The 19,199-nt window shown below is 60.4% G+C and carries 16 protein-coding genes and 3 pseudogenes; 16 read left to right on the forward strand and 3 right to left on the reverse strand.

The genetic code is table 11. From position 1 onward, the window contains the following. Positions 1-2: 2 nt before the first annotated feature. Complete coding sequence (locus AC3IT6_RS15510; RefSeq protein ID WP_150758105.1) at positions 3-599, forward strand: cupin domain-containing protein; 597 nt, start codon at positions 3-5, stop codon at positions 597-599. On the opposite strand, the gene AC3IT6_RS15515 is transcribed toward AC3IT6_RS15510, so the two are convergent. Beyond that, a complete protein-coding gene (locus AC3IT6_RS15515; protein WP_489350883.1) occupies positions 596-1,528 on the reverse strand; it encodes a helix-turn-helix domain-containing protein in 933 nt (310 codons plus the stop codon). The genes AC3IT6_RS15510 and AC3IT6_RS15515 overlap by 4 nt on opposite strands. A gap of 162 nt (positions 1,529-1,690) precedes the next feature. Between AC3IT6_RS15515 and AC3IT6_RS15520 the strand changes: the two genes are divergently transcribed. From AC3IT6_RS15520 to AC3IT6_RS15530, 3 genes are all read left to right on the forward strand, one after another. After that, positions 1,691-3,049, forward strand: a complete 1,359-nt coding sequence (locus AC3IT6_RS15520) for a glutamine synthetase family protein (protein ID WP_090455086.1) — start codon at positions 1,691-1,693, stop codon at positions 3,047-3,049. A 171-nt stretch (positions 3,050-3,220) separates the two neighbouring features. Beyond that, positions 3,221-4,309 carry a polyamine ABC transporter substrate-binding protein gene (locus AC3IT6_RS15525; RefSeq protein ID WP_489350885.1) on the forward strand — a complete coding sequence of 363 codons (1,089 nt, stop codon included), beginning with the start codon at positions 3,221-3,223 and terminating at the stop codon, positions 4,307-4,309. Next, positions 4,306-5,607, forward strand: coding sequence for an NAD(P)/FAD-dependent oxidoreductase (locus AC3IT6_RS15530; protein WP_489350887.1), 1,302 nt, complete (start codon positions 4,306-4,308; stop codon positions 5,605-5,607). The genes AC3IT6_RS15525 and AC3IT6_RS15530 overlap by 4 nt, the downstream gene beginning before the upstream one ends. A 93-nt stretch (positions 5,608-5,700) precedes the next feature. Here the strand turns inward: AC3IT6_RS15530 and AC3IT6_RS15535 are convergent, their stop codons facing one another. Then, positions 5,701-7,353 carry an arylsulfatase gene (locus AC3IT6_RS15535; RefSeq protein WP_489350889.1) on the reverse strand — a complete coding sequence of 551 codons (1,653 nt, stop codon included), beginning with the start codon at positions 7,351-7,353 and terminating at the stop codon, positions 5,701-5,703. A gap of 371 nt (positions 7,354-7,724) precedes the next feature. Here AC3IT6_RS15535 and AC3IT6_RS15540 point away from each other — a divergent pair, with 371 nt between their 5' ends. The 7 genes from AC3IT6_RS15540 (at position 7,725) to AC3IT6_RS15570 (ending at position 15,263) form a co-directional block, all read left to right on the forward strand. Continuing rightward, positions 7,725-8,321: a paraquat-inducible protein A gene (locus AC3IT6_RS15540; protein ID WP_489350891.1), complete on the forward strand. Its 597-nt coding sequence runs from the start codon at positions 7,725-7,727 to the stop codon at positions 8,319-8,321. Continuing rightward, a complete protein-coding gene (locus tag AC3IT6_RS15545) occupies positions 8,318-8,974 on the forward strand; it encodes a paraquat-inducible protein A (RefSeq protein ID WP_223448793.1) in 657 nt (218 codons plus the stop codon). Before AC3IT6_RS15540 ends, AC3IT6_RS15545 begins: the two co-directional genes overlap by 4 nt. Beyond that, a complete protein-coding gene (locus AC3IT6_RS15550; protein ID WP_489350894.1) occupies positions 8,955-10,631 on the forward strand; it encodes a PqiB family protein in 1,677 nt (558 codons plus the stop codon). Before AC3IT6_RS15545 ends, AC3IT6_RS15550 begins: the two co-directional genes overlap by 20 nt. A gap of 17 nt (positions 10,632-10,648) precedes the next feature. After that, positions 10,649-11,206 (forward strand): PqiC family protein, encoded by a 558-nt coding sequence (locus AC3IT6_RS15555; RefSeq protein ID WP_489350896.1) that lies wholly within the window; start codon positions 10,649-10,651, stop codon positions 11,204-11,206. Positions 11,207-11,580: 374 nt separating this feature from the next. Continuing rightward, positions 11,581-12,594: an iron ABC transporter substrate-binding protein gene (locus AC3IT6_RS15560; protein WP_489350898.1), complete on the forward strand. Its 1,014-nt coding sequence runs from the start codon at positions 11,581-11,583 to the stop codon at positions 12,592-12,594. 3 nt (positions 12,595-12,597) lie between these two features. Continuing rightward, entirely contained in the window at positions 12,598-14,196 is a 1,599-nt protein-coding gene (locus AC3IT6_RS15565) for an ABC transporter permease (RefSeq protein ID WP_489350900.1), read from the forward strand. Continuing rightward, positions 14,193-15,263, forward strand: coding sequence for an ABC transporter ATP-binding protein (locus tag AC3IT6_RS15570; RefSeq protein ID WP_489350902.1), 1,071 nt, complete (start codon positions 14,193-14,195; stop codon positions 15,261-15,263). Before AC3IT6_RS15565 ends, AC3IT6_RS15570 begins: the two co-directional genes overlap by 4 nt. Before the next feature lie 4 nt (positions 15,264-15,267). Here AC3IT6_RS15570 and AC3IT6_RS15575 read toward each other — a convergent pair whose 3' ends face one another. Next, the gene (locus AC3IT6_RS15575; protein ID WP_489350904.1) at positions 15,268-16,206 is read right to left on the reverse strand and encodes a site-specific integrase; all 939 of its coding nucleotides are present in this window, start codon (positions 16,204-16,206) and stop codon (positions 15,268-15,270) included. 204 nt (positions 16,207-16,410) lie between these two features. On the opposite strand from AC3IT6_RS15575, the pseudogene AC3IT6_RS15580 reads away from it, so the two are divergent. From AC3IT6_RS15580 to AC3IT6_RS15600, 5 genes and pseudogenes are all read left to right on the forward strand, one after another. Then, positions 16,411-16,503, forward strand: a pseudogene (locus AC3IT6_RS15580) (hypothetical protein); the annotation flags it as partial. A 75-nt stretch (positions 16,504-16,578) separates the two neighbouring features. Continuing rightward, positions 16,579-16,668 (forward strand): annotated as a pseudogene (locus AC3IT6_RS15585) (4-amino-4-deoxy-L-arabinose-phosphoundecaprenol flippase subunit ArnF); the annotation flags it as partial. Continuing rightward, positions 16,665-18,044 (forward strand): UDP-glucose dehydrogenase family protein, encoded by a 1,380-nt coding sequence (locus AC3IT6_RS15590; RefSeq protein WP_489350906.1) that lies wholly within the window; start codon positions 16,665-16,667, stop codon positions 18,042-18,044. The pseudogene AC3IT6_RS15585 and the gene AC3IT6_RS15590, both read left to right, overlap by 4 nt. Positions 18,045-18,175: 131 nt before the next feature. Then, a pseudogene (locus AC3IT6_RS15595) lies at positions 18,176-18,301 on the forward strand (MFS transporter); the annotation flags it as partial. Positions 18,302-18,460: 159 nt separating this feature from the next. Next, the gene (locus AC3IT6_RS15600; RefSeq protein ID WP_489350908.1) at positions 18,461-19,168 is read left to right on the forward strand and encodes an HPP family protein; all 708 of its coding nucleotides are present in this window, start codon (positions 18,461-18,463) and stop codon (positions 19,166-19,168) included. Positions 19,169-19,199 lie beyond the last annotated feature (31 nt).

Below are 19,199 nucleotides of genomic sequence, written 5' to 3' on the forward strand. Positions count from 1 at the left end.
CCATGAGCAACAACAGCAAGACCCAGCCCGCCTCAGGCAGCGCCGAACCGCATTTTCTCGGCACGCGCATTCGCGGCCTGCGCAAGCGCCGGGGCATGACCCTGGCGGAACTGGCGCAACAGAGCGAACTCACCGCCGGCTACATCAGCCAGCTGGAACGCAACCTCGCCTACCCGTCGATTCCGGCGCTGTTCAACATTGCCCGTAGTCTCGGCGTCACCATCCAGTGGTTCTTCGCCAGTGAAGCGGTCACCGCGCCCGAAGACGATGGCGTCGTGGTGCGCAAGAACAGCCGCCTGAACGTGCATTACGAAGACGGCATCGTCGACCAGTTGCTGACCCCGCAAGCCAACCGCCAACTGGAAATGCTCCACTCGCGTTTCCCGCCCGGCACCTACAGCCAGCAAAGCTACAGCCACGACGGTGAAGAAGCCGGCTACTTGCTCTCGGGGAGTTTCGAGTTGTGGGTCGGCGAGCGCCATTTCCAGCTCAATGAAGGCGACAGTTTCAGCTTTTCCAGCCAGGAACCGCACCGCTACGGCAACCCCGGCGATGTCGATGCAGTGGTGATCTGGGTGATTACGCCACCGACGTTCTAACGTCGGCTGCGACCGTTTGACTGAGTGGTACTCGCACGCTTGAGGGTGTCGCTCGGCAGCTCGTTGAACAACGCGCGGTAGCTGCTGGAAAACCGCCCAAGATGCCAGAACGACCAATGCATCGCCACCTCGGCCACGGTGGTTTGCATCGGCGTGCGGCTGAGCAATTCGCGGTGGGCGCTGTTGAGTCGGCGCAGGCGCAGCCACTGGGTCGGCGACATGCCGGTGTAGGTCTTGAACGCATGCTGCAACTGGCGCAGTGAAAACCCGGCAACCTGGGACAACTCCAGCAGGTTGAGGTGTTCTTCCGGGGTGTCCGCGGCCCATTCCCCGACCCGCTTCATGATCGCCCGCTCCCCGGCCCGACGCTGCAAGGCCCCCTGGTCGAGGCCGACACAGGCGTTGTCGAGGATGAATAGGCAGTCCTCCAGCAGTTGCTGGGTCAGTGCTTCGCGGCTCGGTGGATCGAAGGTCTGCGACAGCCGCGTCAAGGTCCCGCTGAGCCAACGGCAGAACAGCGCGTTTTGCTGGGAGTTGAGCGGTGCCATGAACAGCCCTTCGAGCCTGGCGATGTCGAGGCTGTGACGCTTTACAAACTCCGGCCCGAACACCACGGCGATTTCCTGGTAGTTCTCCGGGGTGATCCAGATGTTGCGGCTTTCGCCATTCAACACGTACAGCGCGTTGTCGCCGCGATCGAAACAGAACGACAACGAGCCCTGGGGCGCGCTGAAATTCTGCTCGACCCGGGTGTTCATCGACTCTTCGTAAATCTCCACGCCCTGCAGGTCCAGATAACGCACCCTACCCGCGAAATGTCCCGGCGACATCTGCTGGTATTGCTGCACCCAGCCCGGCGTGGCGCGGATTTGCTCGGCGACATCGGCGGTGTTGAACGCTTGGACCTGGAGGGAGTTGGAACCTGTCATGGGGCGACCTTACGCACTCTTTTGGTGCGTTTTGTGCTGCTTAAAGTGGATAGATGGAACCGCAAGGCTCGCACAAGATAGTCGTCAACGCGCTACAGGGGAAGTGTCCGGCGGATGAAACCGGTCTCTCCTGGCGTTAATAAAACCAATAACGAGGTCTTTATGAATGTCCCTTTCGATCAGCTGTTCACTTGGCTGAAAGATCACAAGATTACCGAAGTCGAGTGCGTCGTCAGCGATCTGACCGGCATTGCACGCGGCAAAATTGCACCGACCAACAAGTTCCTGCATGAGCGAGGCATGCGCCTGCCGGAAAGTGTCCTTCTGCAAACGGTAACCGGGGACTTTGTCGACGACGACATCTACTACGACCTGCTCGACCCGGCCGATATCGACATGGTCTGCAAGCCGGACGCCGATGCCGTCTACGTGGTGCCATGGGCCATCGAGCCGACCGCCATCGTGATCCACGACACCTTCGACAAGTTCGGCAACCCGATCGAACTGTCGCCGCGCAACGTGCTGAAGAAAGTCCTGCAGTTGTACACCGACAAAGGCTGGCGGCCGATCGTCGCGCCGGAAATGGAGTTCTACCTGACCCAGCGCTGCGAAGACCCGGACCTGCCGCTCAAGGCGCCGATGGGCCGTTCGGGCCGTGCCGAAAGCGGTCGTCAATCGTTCTCCATCGACGCGGCCAACGAATTCGACCCGCTGTTCGAAGACGTCTACGACTGGTGCGAACTGCAAGGCCTGGACCTCGACACGCTGATCCACGAAGACGGCCCGGCGCAGATGGAAATCAACTTCCGTCATGGCAACGCCCTGGACCTGGCGGACCAGATCACCGTGTTCAAGCGCACCATGCGTGAAGCGGCGCTCAAGCACAACGTGGCCGCCACCTTCATGGCCAAGCCGGTCGGCGACGAGCCGGGCAGCGCCATGCACCTTCACCAGAGCGTGGTGGACATTGCCACCGGCCAGCCGATCTTTGCCGATGCCGATGGCAACATGAGCGAGCTGTTCCTGCATCACATTGGCGGCCTGCAGAAGTACATCCCGAAAGTGCTGCCGATGTTCGCGCCGAACGTCAACTCGTTCCGCCGCTTCCTGCCGGACACCTCGGCACCGGTGAACGTCGAATGGGGCGAAGAAAACCGCACCGTCGGCCTGCGCGTGCCGACCTCGAGCCCTGACGCCATGCGCGTCGAGAACCGTCTGCCGGGCGCTGACGCCAACCCGTACCTGGCCATCGCCGCCAGCCTGCTGTGTGGTTACCTGGGCATGGTCGAGCGCATCGAGCCGAGCGCTGCGGTACAGGGCCGCGCCTATGAGCGTCGCAACCTGCGCCTGCCGATCACCATCGAGGACGCCCTGACCCAGATGGAGGAATGCGACACCATCAGCCGCTACCTGGGCAGCAAGTTCGTGCGCGGCTATGTCGCGGTCAAACGCGCCGAGCACGAGAACTTCAAACGGGTGATCAGTTCGTGGGAGCGTGAGTTCCTGATGCTCAGCGTCTAAGGCCCCCCGCTCCCCCAGGCATCACACATTCCCTGTGGGAGCGGGCTTGCCCGCGAAGAGGCCAGTGAATCCAACATCTTTGTTGACTGACAGGCCGCCATCGCGAGCAAGCTCGCTCCCACAGGTAGCGTGAACACCTGAAGAATCCAATAATTCCAAGAAGGTATCGACATGCGTCTATTGAAATCCATGGTCCCGGCCGCGCTGGCGGTTCTGTTCAGTGCCGTTGCCCAGGCCCAGCCACAGGTCAGCGTCTACAACTGGACCGACTACATCGGCGAAACCACCCTCGCCGACTTCCAGGCCAAGACCGGGATCAAGGTGATCTACGACGTATTCGATTCCAACGAAACCCTGGAGGGCAAACTGCTTGCCGGTCGTACCGGGTATGACGTGGTGGTGCCGTCCAACCACTTCCTCGCCCGCCAGGTAAAGGCCGGCGCGTTCCTCAAGCTTGATCGCGAGCAACTGCCGAATTACAAGAACCTCGACCCGAAATTGCTGGCGCTGCTGGAGAAGAACGATCCGGGCAACTCGCACTCGGTGCCGTACCTGTGGGGCACCAACGGCATCGGCTATAACGTCGACAAGGTCAAGGCTGTGCTGGGCATCGACAAGATCGATTCCTGGGCCGTGCTGTTCGAACCGGAAAACATCAAGAAGCTCAGCGCCTGCGGCGTGTCGATGATGGACTCGGCGGACGAAGTGTTCCCGGCGATGCTCAACTACATGGGCATGGACCCGCGCAGCGAAAGTGTCGAGGACTACAAAAAGGCCGAAGCCAAGCTGCTGCAGATCCGCCCTTACATCACCTACTTCCACTCCTCCAAGTACGTCTCGGACCTGGCCAACGGCGACATCTGCGTGGCGTTCGGTTACTCGGGTGACGTGTTCCAGGCCGCCAACCGTGCCAAGGAAGCCAAGAACGGCGTGAACATTGCCTACGCCATTCCCAAGGAAGGCGCCAACCTGTGGTTCGACCTGCTGGCCATCCCCGCCGACGCCAGCAACCCGAAAGAAGCCCACGCCTTCATCAACTACCTGCTGGACCCGCAAGTGATTGCCAAGGTCAGCGAGTCGGTCGGCTACGCCAACCCGAACCCGGCCGCCAAGCAGTACATGGACCCTGAGCTGGTCAGCAACCCTGAGGTTTATCCGTCCCAGGAAGTCCTCGACAAACTCTACATCTCCACCACGCCGTCGCAGTCGATCATGCGCCTGATGACCCGCTCGTGGAGCAAAGTGAAGTCCAACAAATGAATCAGTACACCAAGGAACACACCCACTCCTATTACGCAGCGTCCGCCAAGGGCATGAAGCAGCGTCCCGCGCTGGCCTCGGACCTTACGGCCGATGTCTGCGTGGTCGGCGCGGGTTTCACCGGCATCAACACCGCCATCGAACTGGCCCAGCGCGGGCTCTCGGTGGTCCTGCTGGAGGCCCGGCGAGTCGGCTGGGGCGCCAGCGGGCGCAACGGTGGCCAGTTGATTCGTGGTATCGGCCATGACGTCAGCGGTTTCGCCAAGCACATCGGCGCCGATGGTGTGCAATACCTGGAACACGCCGGGACCGAGTCGGTGCAAGTCGTGGCCAAGCGCATCCGCGAGCACGGCATCGATTGCGACCTGAGCTGGGGTTTTTGTGAACTGGCCAATACCCCTGCCCAGTTCAAAGCGCTCAAGGCCGAGCAGGTGGAACTGATCGAGTCCGGTTATGCCTTTGAAACCCGACTGGTCGCGCCACAGCAAATCCGTGAACAGGTGGTGAACTCCGGTGTGTACGCCGGCGGCCTGGTGGACATGGGCTCGGGGCATTTGCATCCGCTGAACCTGGTCCTTGGCGAAGCGCAAGTTGCCGAGTCCCTCGGGGTGCGGATTTTCGAGCAAAGCCCGGTGCTGGAGCTGATCCATGGCAGCACGGTGCAAGTGCGTTGCGCTGGTGGCACTGTGAGTGCAGGCACGTTGGTGCTGGCCTGCAACGCGCACCTGGAAGAGTTGGAACCGAAGCTCAGCGGCAAAGTACTCCCGGCAGGCAGCTACATCATCGCCACCGAGCCGTTGTCGGAAGACGCCGCTGCAAAACTGATCCCGCACAACCTCGCGCTGTGCGACCAGAAGGTCGGCCTGGACTACTACCGGCTCTCGGCTGGCCGGCGGTTGCTGTTCGGCGGTGCCTGCCATTACTCCGGGCGCGATCCTTCGGACATCAGCGCCTACATGCGTCCGCAAATGCTCAAGGTGTTCCCGCAATTGGCCGATGTGCGCATCGATTATCAGTGGGGCGGCAAGATCGGCATCTCGGCCAACCGCTTCCCCCAGGTCGGGCGCCTGAGCCAGCACCCGAACGTGTTCTACGCCCAGGGTTACTCCGGCCATGGCCTGAACGTGACCCACTGGTGCGCGAAGTTGTTGGGGGAAGCGATCCATGCCGGCCACAGCAAAGGCTTCGACGTGTTCAGCGCCGTGCCGCACATGACCTTTCCCGGCGGACGCGCCCTGCGTTCGCCGTTGCTGGCCCTTGGCATGTTCTGGTATCGGATGCGGGAAGTGCTGGGTTGAGCATCGGGCGCCTGAGACGAGTTATCCCTCGCTTCAGGCGTCCCGGCAGGTCAGGTGGGGTGGCGGCGACCTCAAGAGATCGCCACGGTACATCTATTGAGGCATCTGGATGTTGATGCCCTCCTTCTGCATTTCTTCCCGTACCGACTGGAATTTCTGGTACTTGGACAACTCGATCGGGCCGTCATAGCCCATGCTTTGCAGCTTGCGTGGCGGGTATTTGATGTAGGTCTGCATCAGCTTGTTGATCGCCTGGCTGATCGGCACCATGGTCCAGGTGCGCTCGGTGACGTTACTCATGAAAATGTCGTAGCGCTCCTGCGGATCTTGCAGCAAGTCAAAGACTTGCGGTACGACCGCCACGTACTTCGACTCCCCTTTCCAGCCCAGGTTGGTGTCCACGGCCAGGCCGCCGGTCGGTACACCATTGTCGCCACGCAGGTTGAACACGGCCTTGTAGTTGCCTACGCGGGCCGCCCCCGGCGACAACTCGTTTTCGGTGAAGTAGAACCACTCTTTACGTGGGTCAGGGCCCGTGCCGGTTATCACCGGAGTCATGTCATAGCTGTCGAAATAGATCGGCTGACCTTCGCGATCCTTCTCCGGCAACTTGATGCCGGCCACCGAGGCGAAGGTCGCCATCAGGTCGAGTCCGCCGAGAACGTCGTGGTTCTTGGCATTGGGTTTGATTTTTCCGGGCCAGGTCATGATTGCAGGGACCCGGTTACCGCCCTCGCGCACGGTGCCCTTGGTGCCACGAAATGGTGTGTAGCCGGCGTCCGGATAAACGTCCTGCCAGGCGCCGTTGTCGGTGGTGTAGACCACCAGCGTGTTCTTATCCAGGCCCAGCGCCTTGAGCTTGTCCATGATACGACCAATGCGCGTATCCAGTTCGACCACCGAGTCGGCGTACTTGGACTTGGAGATCGACTTGTGAACGAACTCCGGTGCCGGCAGGTTCGGCTGGTGCACTTTCATGAAGTTGACGTTGATGAAGAACGGCTTGTCGGATTTGGCGGCGGTGTCGAGGAATTCCAGCGCGGCTTTTTCGACATAACCATCAAAGTAGGGAATCCCGACTACACCGGGTTTGCCGTCGATGACCGGCGTATCAACATACTGGCCGTTGATCTTGAACTCTTCGACGGCCTTTTCTCCCGCCTTGCCCGAGAGTGCGCCCTTGGTCACCTTGGCAAACATCGCCCGGGTTTCCGGGTCCATGTCGGGGAACCATGTCGGATCGGCGTAGGTGTAGGCATTGAGGTGATAGAGACCGACGTACTTCATCACGTCATAACCCTGGGCATTGGGCAGCGCATAGTCGGCTTCACCCAGGTGCCACTTACCGGTGAAATAGGTCTCGTAACCGCCGGTCTTGAGCACCGAGGCCAGCGTCCACTCGGCGGCGGGCAAACCACCGCCCTGGCCCTGGAAGGCCACGGTGGTCATGCCGCTGCGATTGGGGATGCGCCCGGTCTGCATGGCGGCTCGACCGGGTGTGCAGCTCGGTTGCGCGTAGAACGAGTAAAAGGTTGTGCCCTCAGCGGCCAGTTGGTCGATGCTGGGGGTCGGCATGCCGCGGCCGACACCACCACCGTACGGTCCCAGATCGCCGTAGCCGGTATCGTCGGACACGATGAACAGGATATTGGTTTTTTCTGTTTGTGCAGCCTGGGCCAAACCGTTAAGCGCTATCAGTAATGAACCTGCAATGAAGAACCTTGAGCGATGCGAGAGTCTTTTCATGGCGACCTTCCTTTATCGGGACGGATCCTTGTGGCCGGCTACCTGTTTTCAAGTAATCCGTGACCGGACCCTGGTGAGTTACCCCCAAACCATGCCCTCTGGTTAGTTCCAGGCGTTCAACTGACCAGCCAATTGAATTCCTGTAGCTACTCAAGGCACCCGAGTCAGCCTAGTACGGATATTTTAATAACGCGCATTGCAGGCAGAGGAATTCAAAGTTGTTCGTCGCTTGCTTCCCATGTAATTTCGTGGGTCGCTTCATCCCCTGCGGCGGATAGTGTTCAGGTTGCGACTTTCGCTTTGCTCAATTGCAAGTCACCTCTATATTGAGGGGGTGCTCTGAACTTCCTGCCTTCTGTTGAGCTTGACCCATGGCAACTACTGATCAGCTGATCATCTGCGAGCACTGCGACAGCGTGTACCAAAAAGTAACGCTCGCCAAACATCAAAAAACCCTGTGTACGCGCTGCGGCGGCGTACTTCAGCGCTATAACGGTCTCACGGTGGAACAGCGTCTTGCGTTGACCTTCACAGCGTTGATGCTATGGCTGTTCGCCAACTGCTATCCGGTGATGAGCATCAGCCTCAAAGGCGTGAAGAACAGCGCAACCCTCTGGGACTCGGTGCTGGCCCTGAGCCTGGGGCCTATCACGTTCATCGCCATGGTGGCGGCAATCGCCATGATCATCGCGCCGATTTTCCAGCTGTTGCTGCTGATCTGGGTGCTGGGCTTCGCCCTCGCCCGGCAACGCTCGCCCGGATTCAAGTTCTGCATGCGCTGGCTGGAAACCCTGAGGCCCTGGAGCATGCTCGAAGTCTGCCTGCTGGGTGCCATGGTCGCGGTGATCAAGCTCGCCGGACTGCTCGATGTGCTGCCCGGCATCGGGTTGTTTGCCCTGGCTGCGCTGAGCCTGATGATGATCCGCATCGCCGGGCGCGACATTCGCGAACTATGGGACCTTGTATGAGCACGCCTCCTTACGCCGACGAGCTCAACCTGTGCCTGTGTCACACCTGCGGCCTGGCCTGCGACATGACCTTCGAGCCCCACGAATGCGAGCGTTGCGGTGCACCGCTGCACCGGCGCAAAACCAATTCGCTGACCCGCACCTGGGCCTACATGATCGCGGCCCTGGTGTTCTACATCCCGGCCAACCTGTTGCCGGTGATGAACACCCAAATGGTCGGCCATGGCGCCGACAGCACGATCATGAGCGGCGTGCTGGAGTTCTGGGAAGCCGGGGCCTGGGATATCGCCCTGATCATTTTCATTGCCAGTATCGCGGTACCGGGCATCAAGTTCGTCGCCATCACGCTGCTGCTGGTCACCGTGCAACGCGACAGCGAGTGGGCACGCAAAGAACGGTCGACGTTGTATCGCTTCGTCGAGGTCATCGGTTACTGGTCGATGCTCGATGTGATCGTGGTCGCCCTGGTGGCGTCGCTGGTCAAGTTCCAGGCCCTGGCCGATATCGAACCGCGCCCGGGCATTCTGTTTTTTGGTCTGGTTGTGGTGTTCACCATGCTGTCGGCAATGAGTTTCGATCCACGCTTGATTTGGGATAAAGAACGGGAAAACCCACACAATGAGGAGGTCACGGATGAAGTCACAAGCCACTGACGGGCCGCAAGCCCCCGGGCAGGCGCCGATCAAGACCCGCCGCTTCAGCGTTTCGCTGGTCTGGATCGTCCCGATCGTCGCGGTGCTGGTGGGTATTTCGCTGGTGGTTCACAGCATTTTGCAACAAGGACCGACCATCGTTGTCACGTTCAAGACCGGGGACGGCCTGACCGCGAACAAGACTGAGGTCAAATACCGCAATGTCGTGATTGGTCATGTCTCCGATGTGGAACTGGCCAATGACCAGAAGAGCGTCAACGCCACCATCAAACTGGAAAAGCAGGCTGAAAGCTTTACCCGCGAAGATTCGCAGTTCTGGGTCGTGCGGCCGCGCATTGGCGCGGGCGGTGTGTCCGGCATCGATACGCTGCTGTCGGGCGATTACATCGGTGCCGATATCGGCCAGGCCAACGGCCGGGCAAAAAACTTCAAGGGCCTGGAAAACCCGCCACCGATCACCTATGGCGAGCCGGGCAAGCGTTTCACCCTGTTCACCCAGGACCTGGGATCGCTGGACATCGGCTCTCCGGTCTACTACCGCAAGATCCCTGTGGGTCAGGTGGTGGCCTACGCGCTGGACCCGGATGGCAAGGGCGTGAACATAGAACTGTTCATCCATGCTCCCAATGACAAGTACGTCACCGAAAACACCCGTTTCTGGAACGCCAGCGGCATTGACGTGAACGTCGGCGCCAATGGTTTTGCGGTCAAGACCGAATCCTTGTCTTCCTTGCTGGTGGGCGGCATTGCCTTCCGCGCGCCCGACTACAGCCCTGGCGATAAACCTGCTGGCGCAGAGTACGCCTACGAACTGTTCGAGGACCAACAAACCGCCCTCGCCCCGCCAAACGGCAAGCCGCAGTTCCTGGCCATGCGCTTCGACCAGGCACTGCGCGGGCTCAAGGTCGATGCTCCGGTGGAGTTCCTTGGCGTGGAAATCGGCAAGGTGGTGGCGGTCAATCTGGATTACGACGAGAAAAAACGTTCCTTTCCAATCAACGTCGGTATCGTGATTTACCCGCAGCGCCTGGGCCAGGCCCACATCAAAATGCTCAAGGCGCTCAAGCATGATCCCAATGACGAAGCCGCTGGCGTGCGGCTGATCGGCACCTTCATCGAAAACGGCCTGCGTGCCCAGGCCCGCACCGGCAACTTCCTGACCGGCCAGTTGTACATTGCCCTGGACTTCTACCCCAAGGCCGACAAAGTCGCCTTCGATGCAAACGCACGCCCGGTCATGATTCCGACCATTCCCGGCAGCCTCGAGCAATTGCAGGAAAAACTCGAATCCATGGTCGACAAGATCAACAAACTGCCGATCGAGCGTATCGCCGGCAATCTCGATGGCAATCTCGTCGAACTGCGCAAAGGCATGATGCAATTCAATGGCAAGATCCTGCCTGGCGTGCAAACCACCTTGTCGGATGTCAGCAAGACACTGGAAACCGCCAATTCGACCCTGCAATCGGCCAGTTCGACCCTGGCCGAGGATTCGCCGCAACGGGAAAAGCTGGGGCAAACCCTGGATGAACTGGGACGCACGTCGAGATCCTTGCGTGATCTTTCGGATTACCTGGGACGGCATCCGGAATCGCTGCTTCGCGGCCGTCCGAACAATGCCGCACCCATGGATCTGCAAGGGCCACCGCGCAATTGAACACAGGAGCAACACCCATGGCTTTACCGCTGAAGTTCACATTGGTCACCGCGATGTTGCTGCTCGCCGCCTGCCGCAGTGACCCGATTCATTTCCACACCCTGACCCCGGCCCAGGAGGGCGATCACTCAAGGACCACCGTCGGGGTGATCCAGATCGAGACGATCAGCGTACCGCCCCAGGTCGATCGAGCGCAGATCGTCATTCGCGAGGGCAACAGTGGCCTGGCGATCCTGGAAACCCAATGGTGGGGCTCGACTCTCGTGGACGAATTGCGCAGTGCGCTGGCCGACCAACTGAGCAACAGTCCTGTACAAGGCCGACATTCGGTGCGGGTCGATGTGCAGCGTTTTGACTCGATCCCCGGCCAGTACGCCTTGATGGACGTGGAATGGCGCCTGCGCAGTGCCAGCAGCGGCGAAACGGCACGGGTGATTTGCCGCAGCGCCTTGCAAACGCCTTCGGGCGCTAGCGTCGATGACCTGGTGCTTGCCCAGCAAAACAACGTCAAACGCCTGGCCGCGCTGATCAGCCAGGCTGCCGCCAGGCCACAGGCGAGTTGCCCTTCGCCCTGAACGCCTTCCCCCCGGATTAACGGCGACAAGTTCGCCGTTAATCCGTCCCTACTGTTTCCTGCTGTCATTTCCCGCGACAGGCGGCCAGCAGCAACTGGCACCGTCAGGTGCGCCGAGGGCACGACAAAAGGCAGCCGGGGGCAACTCCATATTCTGATCGACGGTATCGATTGATCGAAGAGTCGAACCACAGTGGGCACAGTGCTGCTAATCTGAATGAAAATTACATGTATTAACGGTTTTTTTGACGTTATTTTCTCATTTGGATCTCTACATTTCCCGCACCTCAAAAACATGCAAATGATTCGCATTGGTTAACTGGCGTTTGAATGCGCATGACTTTCAAAAAAAATGCACCAGGAGCAGCCCGCAGAATGATTCCGAAAATCCCTTCGTTCTTGAAAAAAGCCCTGCTGGCCACCGCTTTGCTGAGCGCTGGCCAGGTGTATGCCGCTGACTCCGTCGGCATCGTGGTGTACAACGCGCAACACGCAAGCCTGACCAAGGCCTGGGTCGAGGGCTTTACCCAGGAGACCGGTATTCCCGTCACCTTGCGCAACGGCGATGACACCGAGATGGGCAACCAGATCGTGCAGGAAGGCGCGGCCTCTCCGGCGGACGTGTTCCTGACCGAGAACTCCCCGGCCATGGTCCTGGTCGACAACGCCGGGCTGTTTGCGCCTGTCGACAAGGCCACGCTGGAGCAGGTTGATTCCGCTTACCGTCCGGCTCACGGCAAGTGGGTCGGGATCGCCGCGCGCTCCACGGTGTTCGTCTACAACCCGAGCAAACTGCCGGAAGCCGACCTGCCGAAATCGATCATGGACCTGGCTTCGCCGGGCTGGAAGGGTCGCTGGGGTGCATCGCCAGGCGGTGCTGACTTCCAGGCCATCGTCGCAGCCATGCTCGAACAAAAGGGTGAAGCCGCCACGCTGGATTGGCTCAAGGCGATGAAAACCAACTACGCCAACTACCGCGGCAACAGTTCGGTTCTCAAGGCGGTAAATGCCGGACAGATCGACAGCGGCGTGATCTACCACTATTACAGCCTGGTGGATCAGTCCAAGACCGGCGAAAACAGCAAGAACACCGCCCTGCACTATTTCAAGCACAAAGACCCGGGCGCTTTTGTCAGCATCTCCGGCGGCGGCGTCCTCGCTTCCAGCAAACACCAGGAACAAGCCCAGGCGTTTCTCAAATACATTACCGGCAAGGATGGCCAGGCTGTCCTGAAGAACGGCAAGTCGTTTGAATACGCCGTGGGCAAAGGCGCTGCATCCAACCCTAAACTGGTGCCTCTGAATCAACTCGATGCGCCGACTGTCGATGCTTCGAAACTCGACAGTAAAAAAGCCGTGGAGCTGATGACACAGGCCGGACTGCTCTAATTGATGCCAGAAACCCTGCCTGCGGGGGTCGCTGAGGCGACACCCGCACATTTGCGTCGACGATCCCGTGGCGTCTTAGCGGGACGTGGCGGTGTATGGGTGATCGGTTTGTCGCTGCTGGTTTCATTACTGGCACTGCTACCGATCGCTTACGTTATTGGCGTGTCCCTGCAGACAGGCTGGTCAACCGTTGTGGCCCTGGTGTTCCGCCCTCGGGTCGGTGAACTGCTGGTCAACACCGTGTTGCTGGTGCTGCTGACGATTCCCTTGTGCGTGGCGCTGGGGGTGACGCTGGCCTGGCTCACGGAACGCACGAATCTGCCGGGGCGGCGCTGGTGGTCGTTGCTGGCCACCGCGCCGCTGGCGGTGCCTGCGTTCGTTCACAGCTATGCCTGGGTCAGCCTGGTGCCACCGATTCACGGATTGTTTGCCGGTGTCCTGGTCTCGGTCATCGCCTACTTCCCGTTCCTGTATTTGCCGGTGGCGGCGACTTTGCGCCGACTCGATCCGGCCATCGAAGACGTCGCCGAATCCATGGGGCTCAAACCCTGGAACGTGTTTTTCCGCGTGGTGTTGCCGCAATTGCGCCTGGCGATCTGCGGCGGCGCCTTGCTGGTCGGCCTGCACCTGCTGGCCGAGTATGGCCTGTACGCCATGATCCGCTTCGACACCTTTACCACCGCGATCTTCGATCAGTTCAAATCGACCTTCAACGGTGCGGCTGCGCACATGCTGGCCAGTGTCCTGGCGCTGTGTTGCCTGGCGATGTTGACGGCCGAATCCGCCGCACGGGGCTCCGCGCGTTACGCTCGCGTCGGTTCGGGAAGCGCCCGGGAGCAACGGGTCGTGCGCCTGAAACCGGCATCCACCCTACTCTCGCTGACGCTGCAGATCGTGACCTGCGCCCTGGCCCTGGGCGTGCCCTTGATTACCCTGGGCAAATGGCTCATCGCCGGCGGCGTAGAAGTCTGGGACATGGCCGAATTGTTGCCCGCACTGGAGCAAACCCTGCTGCTCGGCATCGCGGGCGCGGCGCTGACCACCTGCGCGGCGATCCCGATTGCCTGGCTGTCGATCCGCTACCCCGGTCGACTGCAACGGGTGCTGGAAAGCTGCAACTACATCACCAGTTCCTTGCCTGGAATCATCGTCGCGCTGGCGCTGGTGACCGTCACGATCCATTTTGCCCGGCCGATCTACCAGACCACCTTCACCGTGCTGCTGGCGTACCTGTTGATGTTCTTGCCCCGTGCCCTGGTGAGCCTGCGTGCAGGCATTGCCCAGGCCCCGGTGGAACTGGAAAACATGGCCCGCAGCCTTGGCCGCACGCCGGCCCGGGCACTGTGGCTGATCACCTTGCGCCTGGCCGCCCCGGGGGCAGCCGCCGGCGCGGCGCTGGTGTTCCTGGCGATCACCAACGAATTGACCGCCACCCTGCTGCTGGCCCCGAACGGCACGCGCACCCTGGCGACAGGGTTCTGGGCCTTGACCAGCGAAATCGATTACGCAGCCGCTGCGCCCTACGCCTTATTGATGGTTGTGCTGTCGCTTCCGTTGACCGGACTCCTTTATCACCAATCGAAAAAAACGGCTGGCCGATGAATACTCTTGAATTGAATGCCCTCTACAAGTCCTATGGCGCCCATTGCGCCCTGGACAACGTCAGCCTGTCGGTGCCCAGCGGCAGTCGCACGGTCATCGTCGGCCCGTCCGGCTCGGGCAAGACCACGTTGCTGCGGATGATTGCCGGTTTCGAGTTCCCCGATTCCGGACGCCTGTCGCTCAATGGCCAGACCCTGGTCGACGGCACCCACGAAGTACCGGCCCATCAACGCCTGATCGGCTATGTGCCACAGGACGGCGCACTGTTCCCGCACATGACCGTGGCGGCGAACATCGGCTTCGGCCTGGCGACCAGGGGCACTGAAAAACAGCAACGCGTCGCCGAATTGATGGACAGCGTGGCCCTGGAGGCGAAGATGGCCGAGCGCTGGCCTCACGAATTGTCCGGTGGCCAGCAACAGCGCGTGGCCCTGGCCCGAGCCCTGGCGCAGCAGCCACGGCTGATGCTGCTGGACGAGCCGTTCTCGGCGCTCGATACCGGCTTGCGCGCCGCCATGCGCAAGATGGTTGCGCGGCTGCTGGAGGACGCGGGCGTCACCACCATCCTGGTCACCCATGACCAGAGTGAAGCCCTGTCGTTCGCCGACCAGTTGGCGGTGATGCGTCATGGCCGACTGGTGCAGTCAGGGCATCCGCTGGACCTTTACCGTTATCCCGAAGACGAACAGACCGCCTTGTTCCTGGGGGATGCCGTGGTGATGCCCGCGCGCATCGAGGCCGGTTGGGCCCATTGCGACCTGGGGCGGATCCCGGTCAACAACCACCGCAACAACAGCTCGGCGCAGATCATGCTGCGACCCGAACAGCTGCAACTGGCCAGCATCCTCCCCAGTGACCTGGAAGCCAGCGGGTGCCGGGCCGTGGTCACCGATCGGGACTTCAGCGGCAACACCTGCACGCTGACGGTGGAACTCCAGTCATTGACTCGTAGCGAGCAACCGGGCCGATCACTGCTGGTGCGCAGTTCCGGCATGTATGCACCACCCGCCGGCAGTTCGGTTCAGGTCTCGACCATTGGCCATGCCCATGTACTGAGCGAGGTGTGATCGTTCACAGATCGAATCGATCCACCGCCCGACGCCGCTCGTTGTCATCGCGCACATCGTAGTTGGCCGTGGTCTGGATGTTGCTGTGGTGCGCCAGCTTCTGTGCAATCGACAAGTCATGCTCTTCGATCACCCGGGTGATGAATGAACGCCGGAAGTCGTGGGGCATGATTTTCACCCCGACCTGCGCGCCCCGTTGCCGGGCGATGTAGTAAATCGCGTGTTTGGTGATGCGTTCACGGGTGATATGGCTGCCACGGCGGATGCGGTTGAACAGGAACGGATCGTCCGTCTCACCGTCCTTGAGCAACGAACGGCGCAGCTCGAGCCAGGCTTCAAGCTTGGCGAAGGCCCAGGCCGGCGCGTACTTGATCAACTGTTTGTTGCCCTTGGCGGTCACCCGCAGGCTGCGCTCGGTAAAGTCGACCTGGTTCAGCTCCAGGTTCACCGATTCGGATTTGCGCATCCCGGAACCGTACAAAATCCCGATGATCGCCGCATCCCGCAGGCCCTGCGGCCGCGGATCGGCAGCGCAGACCGCCATCAGCTCCTGGATCAGCGTGCGCCTGAGATTGCGCCCCTGGGACAGCCGTGTCCCGGCCATGCCCTTCACGGTACGCATCTTCAACAGATGCTCCTGAGAGATCAGGCTCATGCGCCACGCTTCGTTCATCACCCCGCGCACCGCGTTGACATAGAGCGAAGACGTGTTCGGCGCATAGCCGTCCGAACGCAAGGTGGCCACCAGCGCAATGACGTCCTCTGGCTGCAGATTGTGCCAGGGAATTTCCTCGATATCGTGGTCTTCGAAGCCCAGCCGGTCGGCGGCATCCTGCAGCACATAACGCATGGTCAGCTGGCTGGACGGCGCCAGTCGCGCCAGATACAGGGTCAGTGGATTGGTGATGGAGGTGCGGGAATCAGTTACAGGTAAGTCAATCAAACGAAACGGCCTTGAATTAAAACAGTTCAATGAAACAACTAAGAAGTAAAAAAACAATGATGTAAAGGCTATTTGCGTTTACAGCCCCAGAGTTGCCCAAGAGACAGGCATTTCTCCCTTTTCCCGGCCCTGTATCGGCGACGAGGAAATCACTGCCGTAGAGCATGCCGCTGTTCTTCAGGCCTCCGCCCGCTGCAGTGCTGGGCAGCCTGGGCATTGTCCTGGGGGTTGAAACGGCCGGAAGTGGCTTTTTTCAACACGATAGGCGAATTGAAATATGGCCTTGCCTATCCTGACTCGATTTTGATTATTCCTCAGGCGGCACCATGAGCCTGTTACTGCTACTGGTCGCCTGTCTGCTGACCTGCCTGGAAAAGCCTTGGCATTGCATTGGTCATCCTCGGCGTCATAACCATCAATTCTCGACCTGCTCGTGCACCTGAATCAAGGAGTGCCCCATGAAAATCAGTGTATTTGGTAGCGGATATGTCGGCCTGGTGCAGGCAGCGGTATTGGCGGAAGTCGGCCACGACGTGGTCTGCATGGACGTTGACGAGAATAAGGTCGAACTGCTCCAACAAGGCCACGTGAGTATTTTCGAACCCGGGCTGGCCAGCCTGGTACGCGAAGGTCTTGACGCCAGACGGTTGCAATTCACCAGCGACGAAAAATTCGCGATACAGCATGGCCAGGTGCTGTTCATCGCGGTCGGTACACCGTCCCGGGACGACGGCTCGGCGGACTTGCGCTACGTGATGTCGGTAGGCGACGCCGTGGCCCGTCATCGCGAGCAACCGGCGATCCTGGTGGAGAAGTCCACCGTCCCGGTCGGCACCGGAGATGCCTTGCGCACACACATCGACAAACGCCTGCTCAGCGCCGGGCGCGTATTGCAGTTCGATATCGTCTCCAACCCGGAGTTCTTGAAAGAAGGTTCGGCCGTGGCCGACTGTCGACGCCCGGACCGAATCGTCATCGGTTGTGAACGCGAAGAAGTGCGTGAGGTGATGCGTGACCTGTACTCGCCCTTCAACCGCAATCATGAACGCATCATGTTCATGGACCTGCGCAGCGCCGAGCTGACCAAGTACGCCGCCAACTGCATGCTGGCGACCAAGATCAGCTTCATCAACCAGATCGCCGAACTGGCCGAACATCTGGGCGCCGACATCGAATCGGTGCGCCTGGGCATCGGCGCCGACTCGCGTATCGGCTATCACTTCATCTACCCCGGTTGCGGCTACGGTGGTTCATGTTTCCCCAAGGACATGCGCGCCCTGATCCACAGCGCCGAACAGGCCCATTGCTCCAGTGACCTGCTGCAAGCGGTGGAAGCCATCAACGAGCGACAGAAATTCAAGCTGTTCGAGCGCATCAACGCGTTCTACAAGGGCAACTTGCGTGGCAGGACCTTTGCCTTGTGGGGCCTGGCGTTCAAGCCAAACACCGACGACATGCGCGATGCACCGAGCCGGGTGTTGCTCGAATCGTTGTGGGCCGCCGGGGCGAATGTCCGTGCGTTCGATCCGGAAGCCATGCAGGAAACCCAGAAACTGTATCCCGATGAATCGAAACTGATGCTCATGGGCACGCCCGAGTCGGTCTTGTCCGGTGCCGATGCACTGATCATCTGCACCGAATGGCAACAGTTCAAGGCGCCGGACTTCCAGCTGATCCAGCAGCGGCTCAACGCACCGGTGATCTTTGACGGCCGCAACCTGTACGACTCGGACCGTCTGGCACGCATCGGTTTCACCTACTTCCCGATCGGCCGGGGCGAGTCGAGCAAATTGCCGATTCCGTACCAGCAATGGTTTGCCGAGTCAGTGGTTGCCTGAACACCATGATCCCTCACATCCGCCAACAGTCCCTAATGCCGGGTCTGCACGGCTTTTGGTGCATTGAGCGGGCGTTTCGACAGGAATGATTTCGTGCTGTTGTACCTCAAGCAAATCCCGTGGCAACGAACATTTGCGGCTTCATGTTGATGCACACCCCGGCGCCGACGATGTTTTATGCCTTGAGTGCACTCGCTGCCCTGGGTGGTTTGCTGTGCTACACAAGCGGCCGACGGGGCGTTTTAAAGCAAAGTTAATGCACTGAAAGCTCATTAATATGAATTTGTCAGTAACTGGATTGAACGGCACACTGTGCGCGTTCCTCCCCCAACAGTTGGAACAACTTCAAGGGCTTTCTGGGTTCCCCAGCTAAGCCTTTTTTTTGCATGGATTTTTTCTGCCGGAGTTTTCTCGGAATGCTTGCTCGCTGGTTGCCTGCCGCCATCAACACCCGCCCCACCGAATGGAGCCGCGCCGCCATCGGCATGGCCTTGGGGACACTGATGAGCGTGTGGCTCTGTAGCCAGGTGTTCGGCATCGAGGTGGCCCAGCACCTGATCGGTCCACTGGGGGCTTCGGCGGTGCTGTTGTTTGCCGTGTCTTCGGGCGCGCTCGCCCAACCCTGGTCGATTCTCGGCGGCTACTTGTGCGCTGGGGTTATTGCCTTGCTTGTCGCCCATGTGTTGGGCCGAACCTTGGGTAGCGCTTGCCTGGCGGCGGGCATGGCGTTGATCCTGATGTGCTGGCTGCGCTGCCTGCATCCACCGGCCGGCGCATTGGCCCTGACCCTGGTGCTGGCCGATCCGGCGACCATTGCCATGGACTGGAGAGCCATCGGACCGGTGATGCTCAGCGCGGCGACGATGCTGCTCTGTGCCCTGACCTACAACAACCTGACCCGCGTTCGTTACCCCAAGAGTGCCAGCGAAGCGGTGGCCAGGATTCCTGCCGATCACCCGCCGGTCGACCGTCAGGCCATCACCGCCGAAGACCTGAAACTGGCGTTGGCCGACATGGAAGCGTTCTACGACGTCACGCCCGAAGACCTCGAACAGTTGATCCAGGCCAGCCAACTGCACGCCAAACGCCGCAGCGTGGGCGAGGTGCTCGCCCCTCGACTGTAAGTTGCTGTTTTGGAGGTTCTTTTGCCGTGGC

Source organism: Pseudomonas sp. KH_017 (assembly GCF_057840285.1).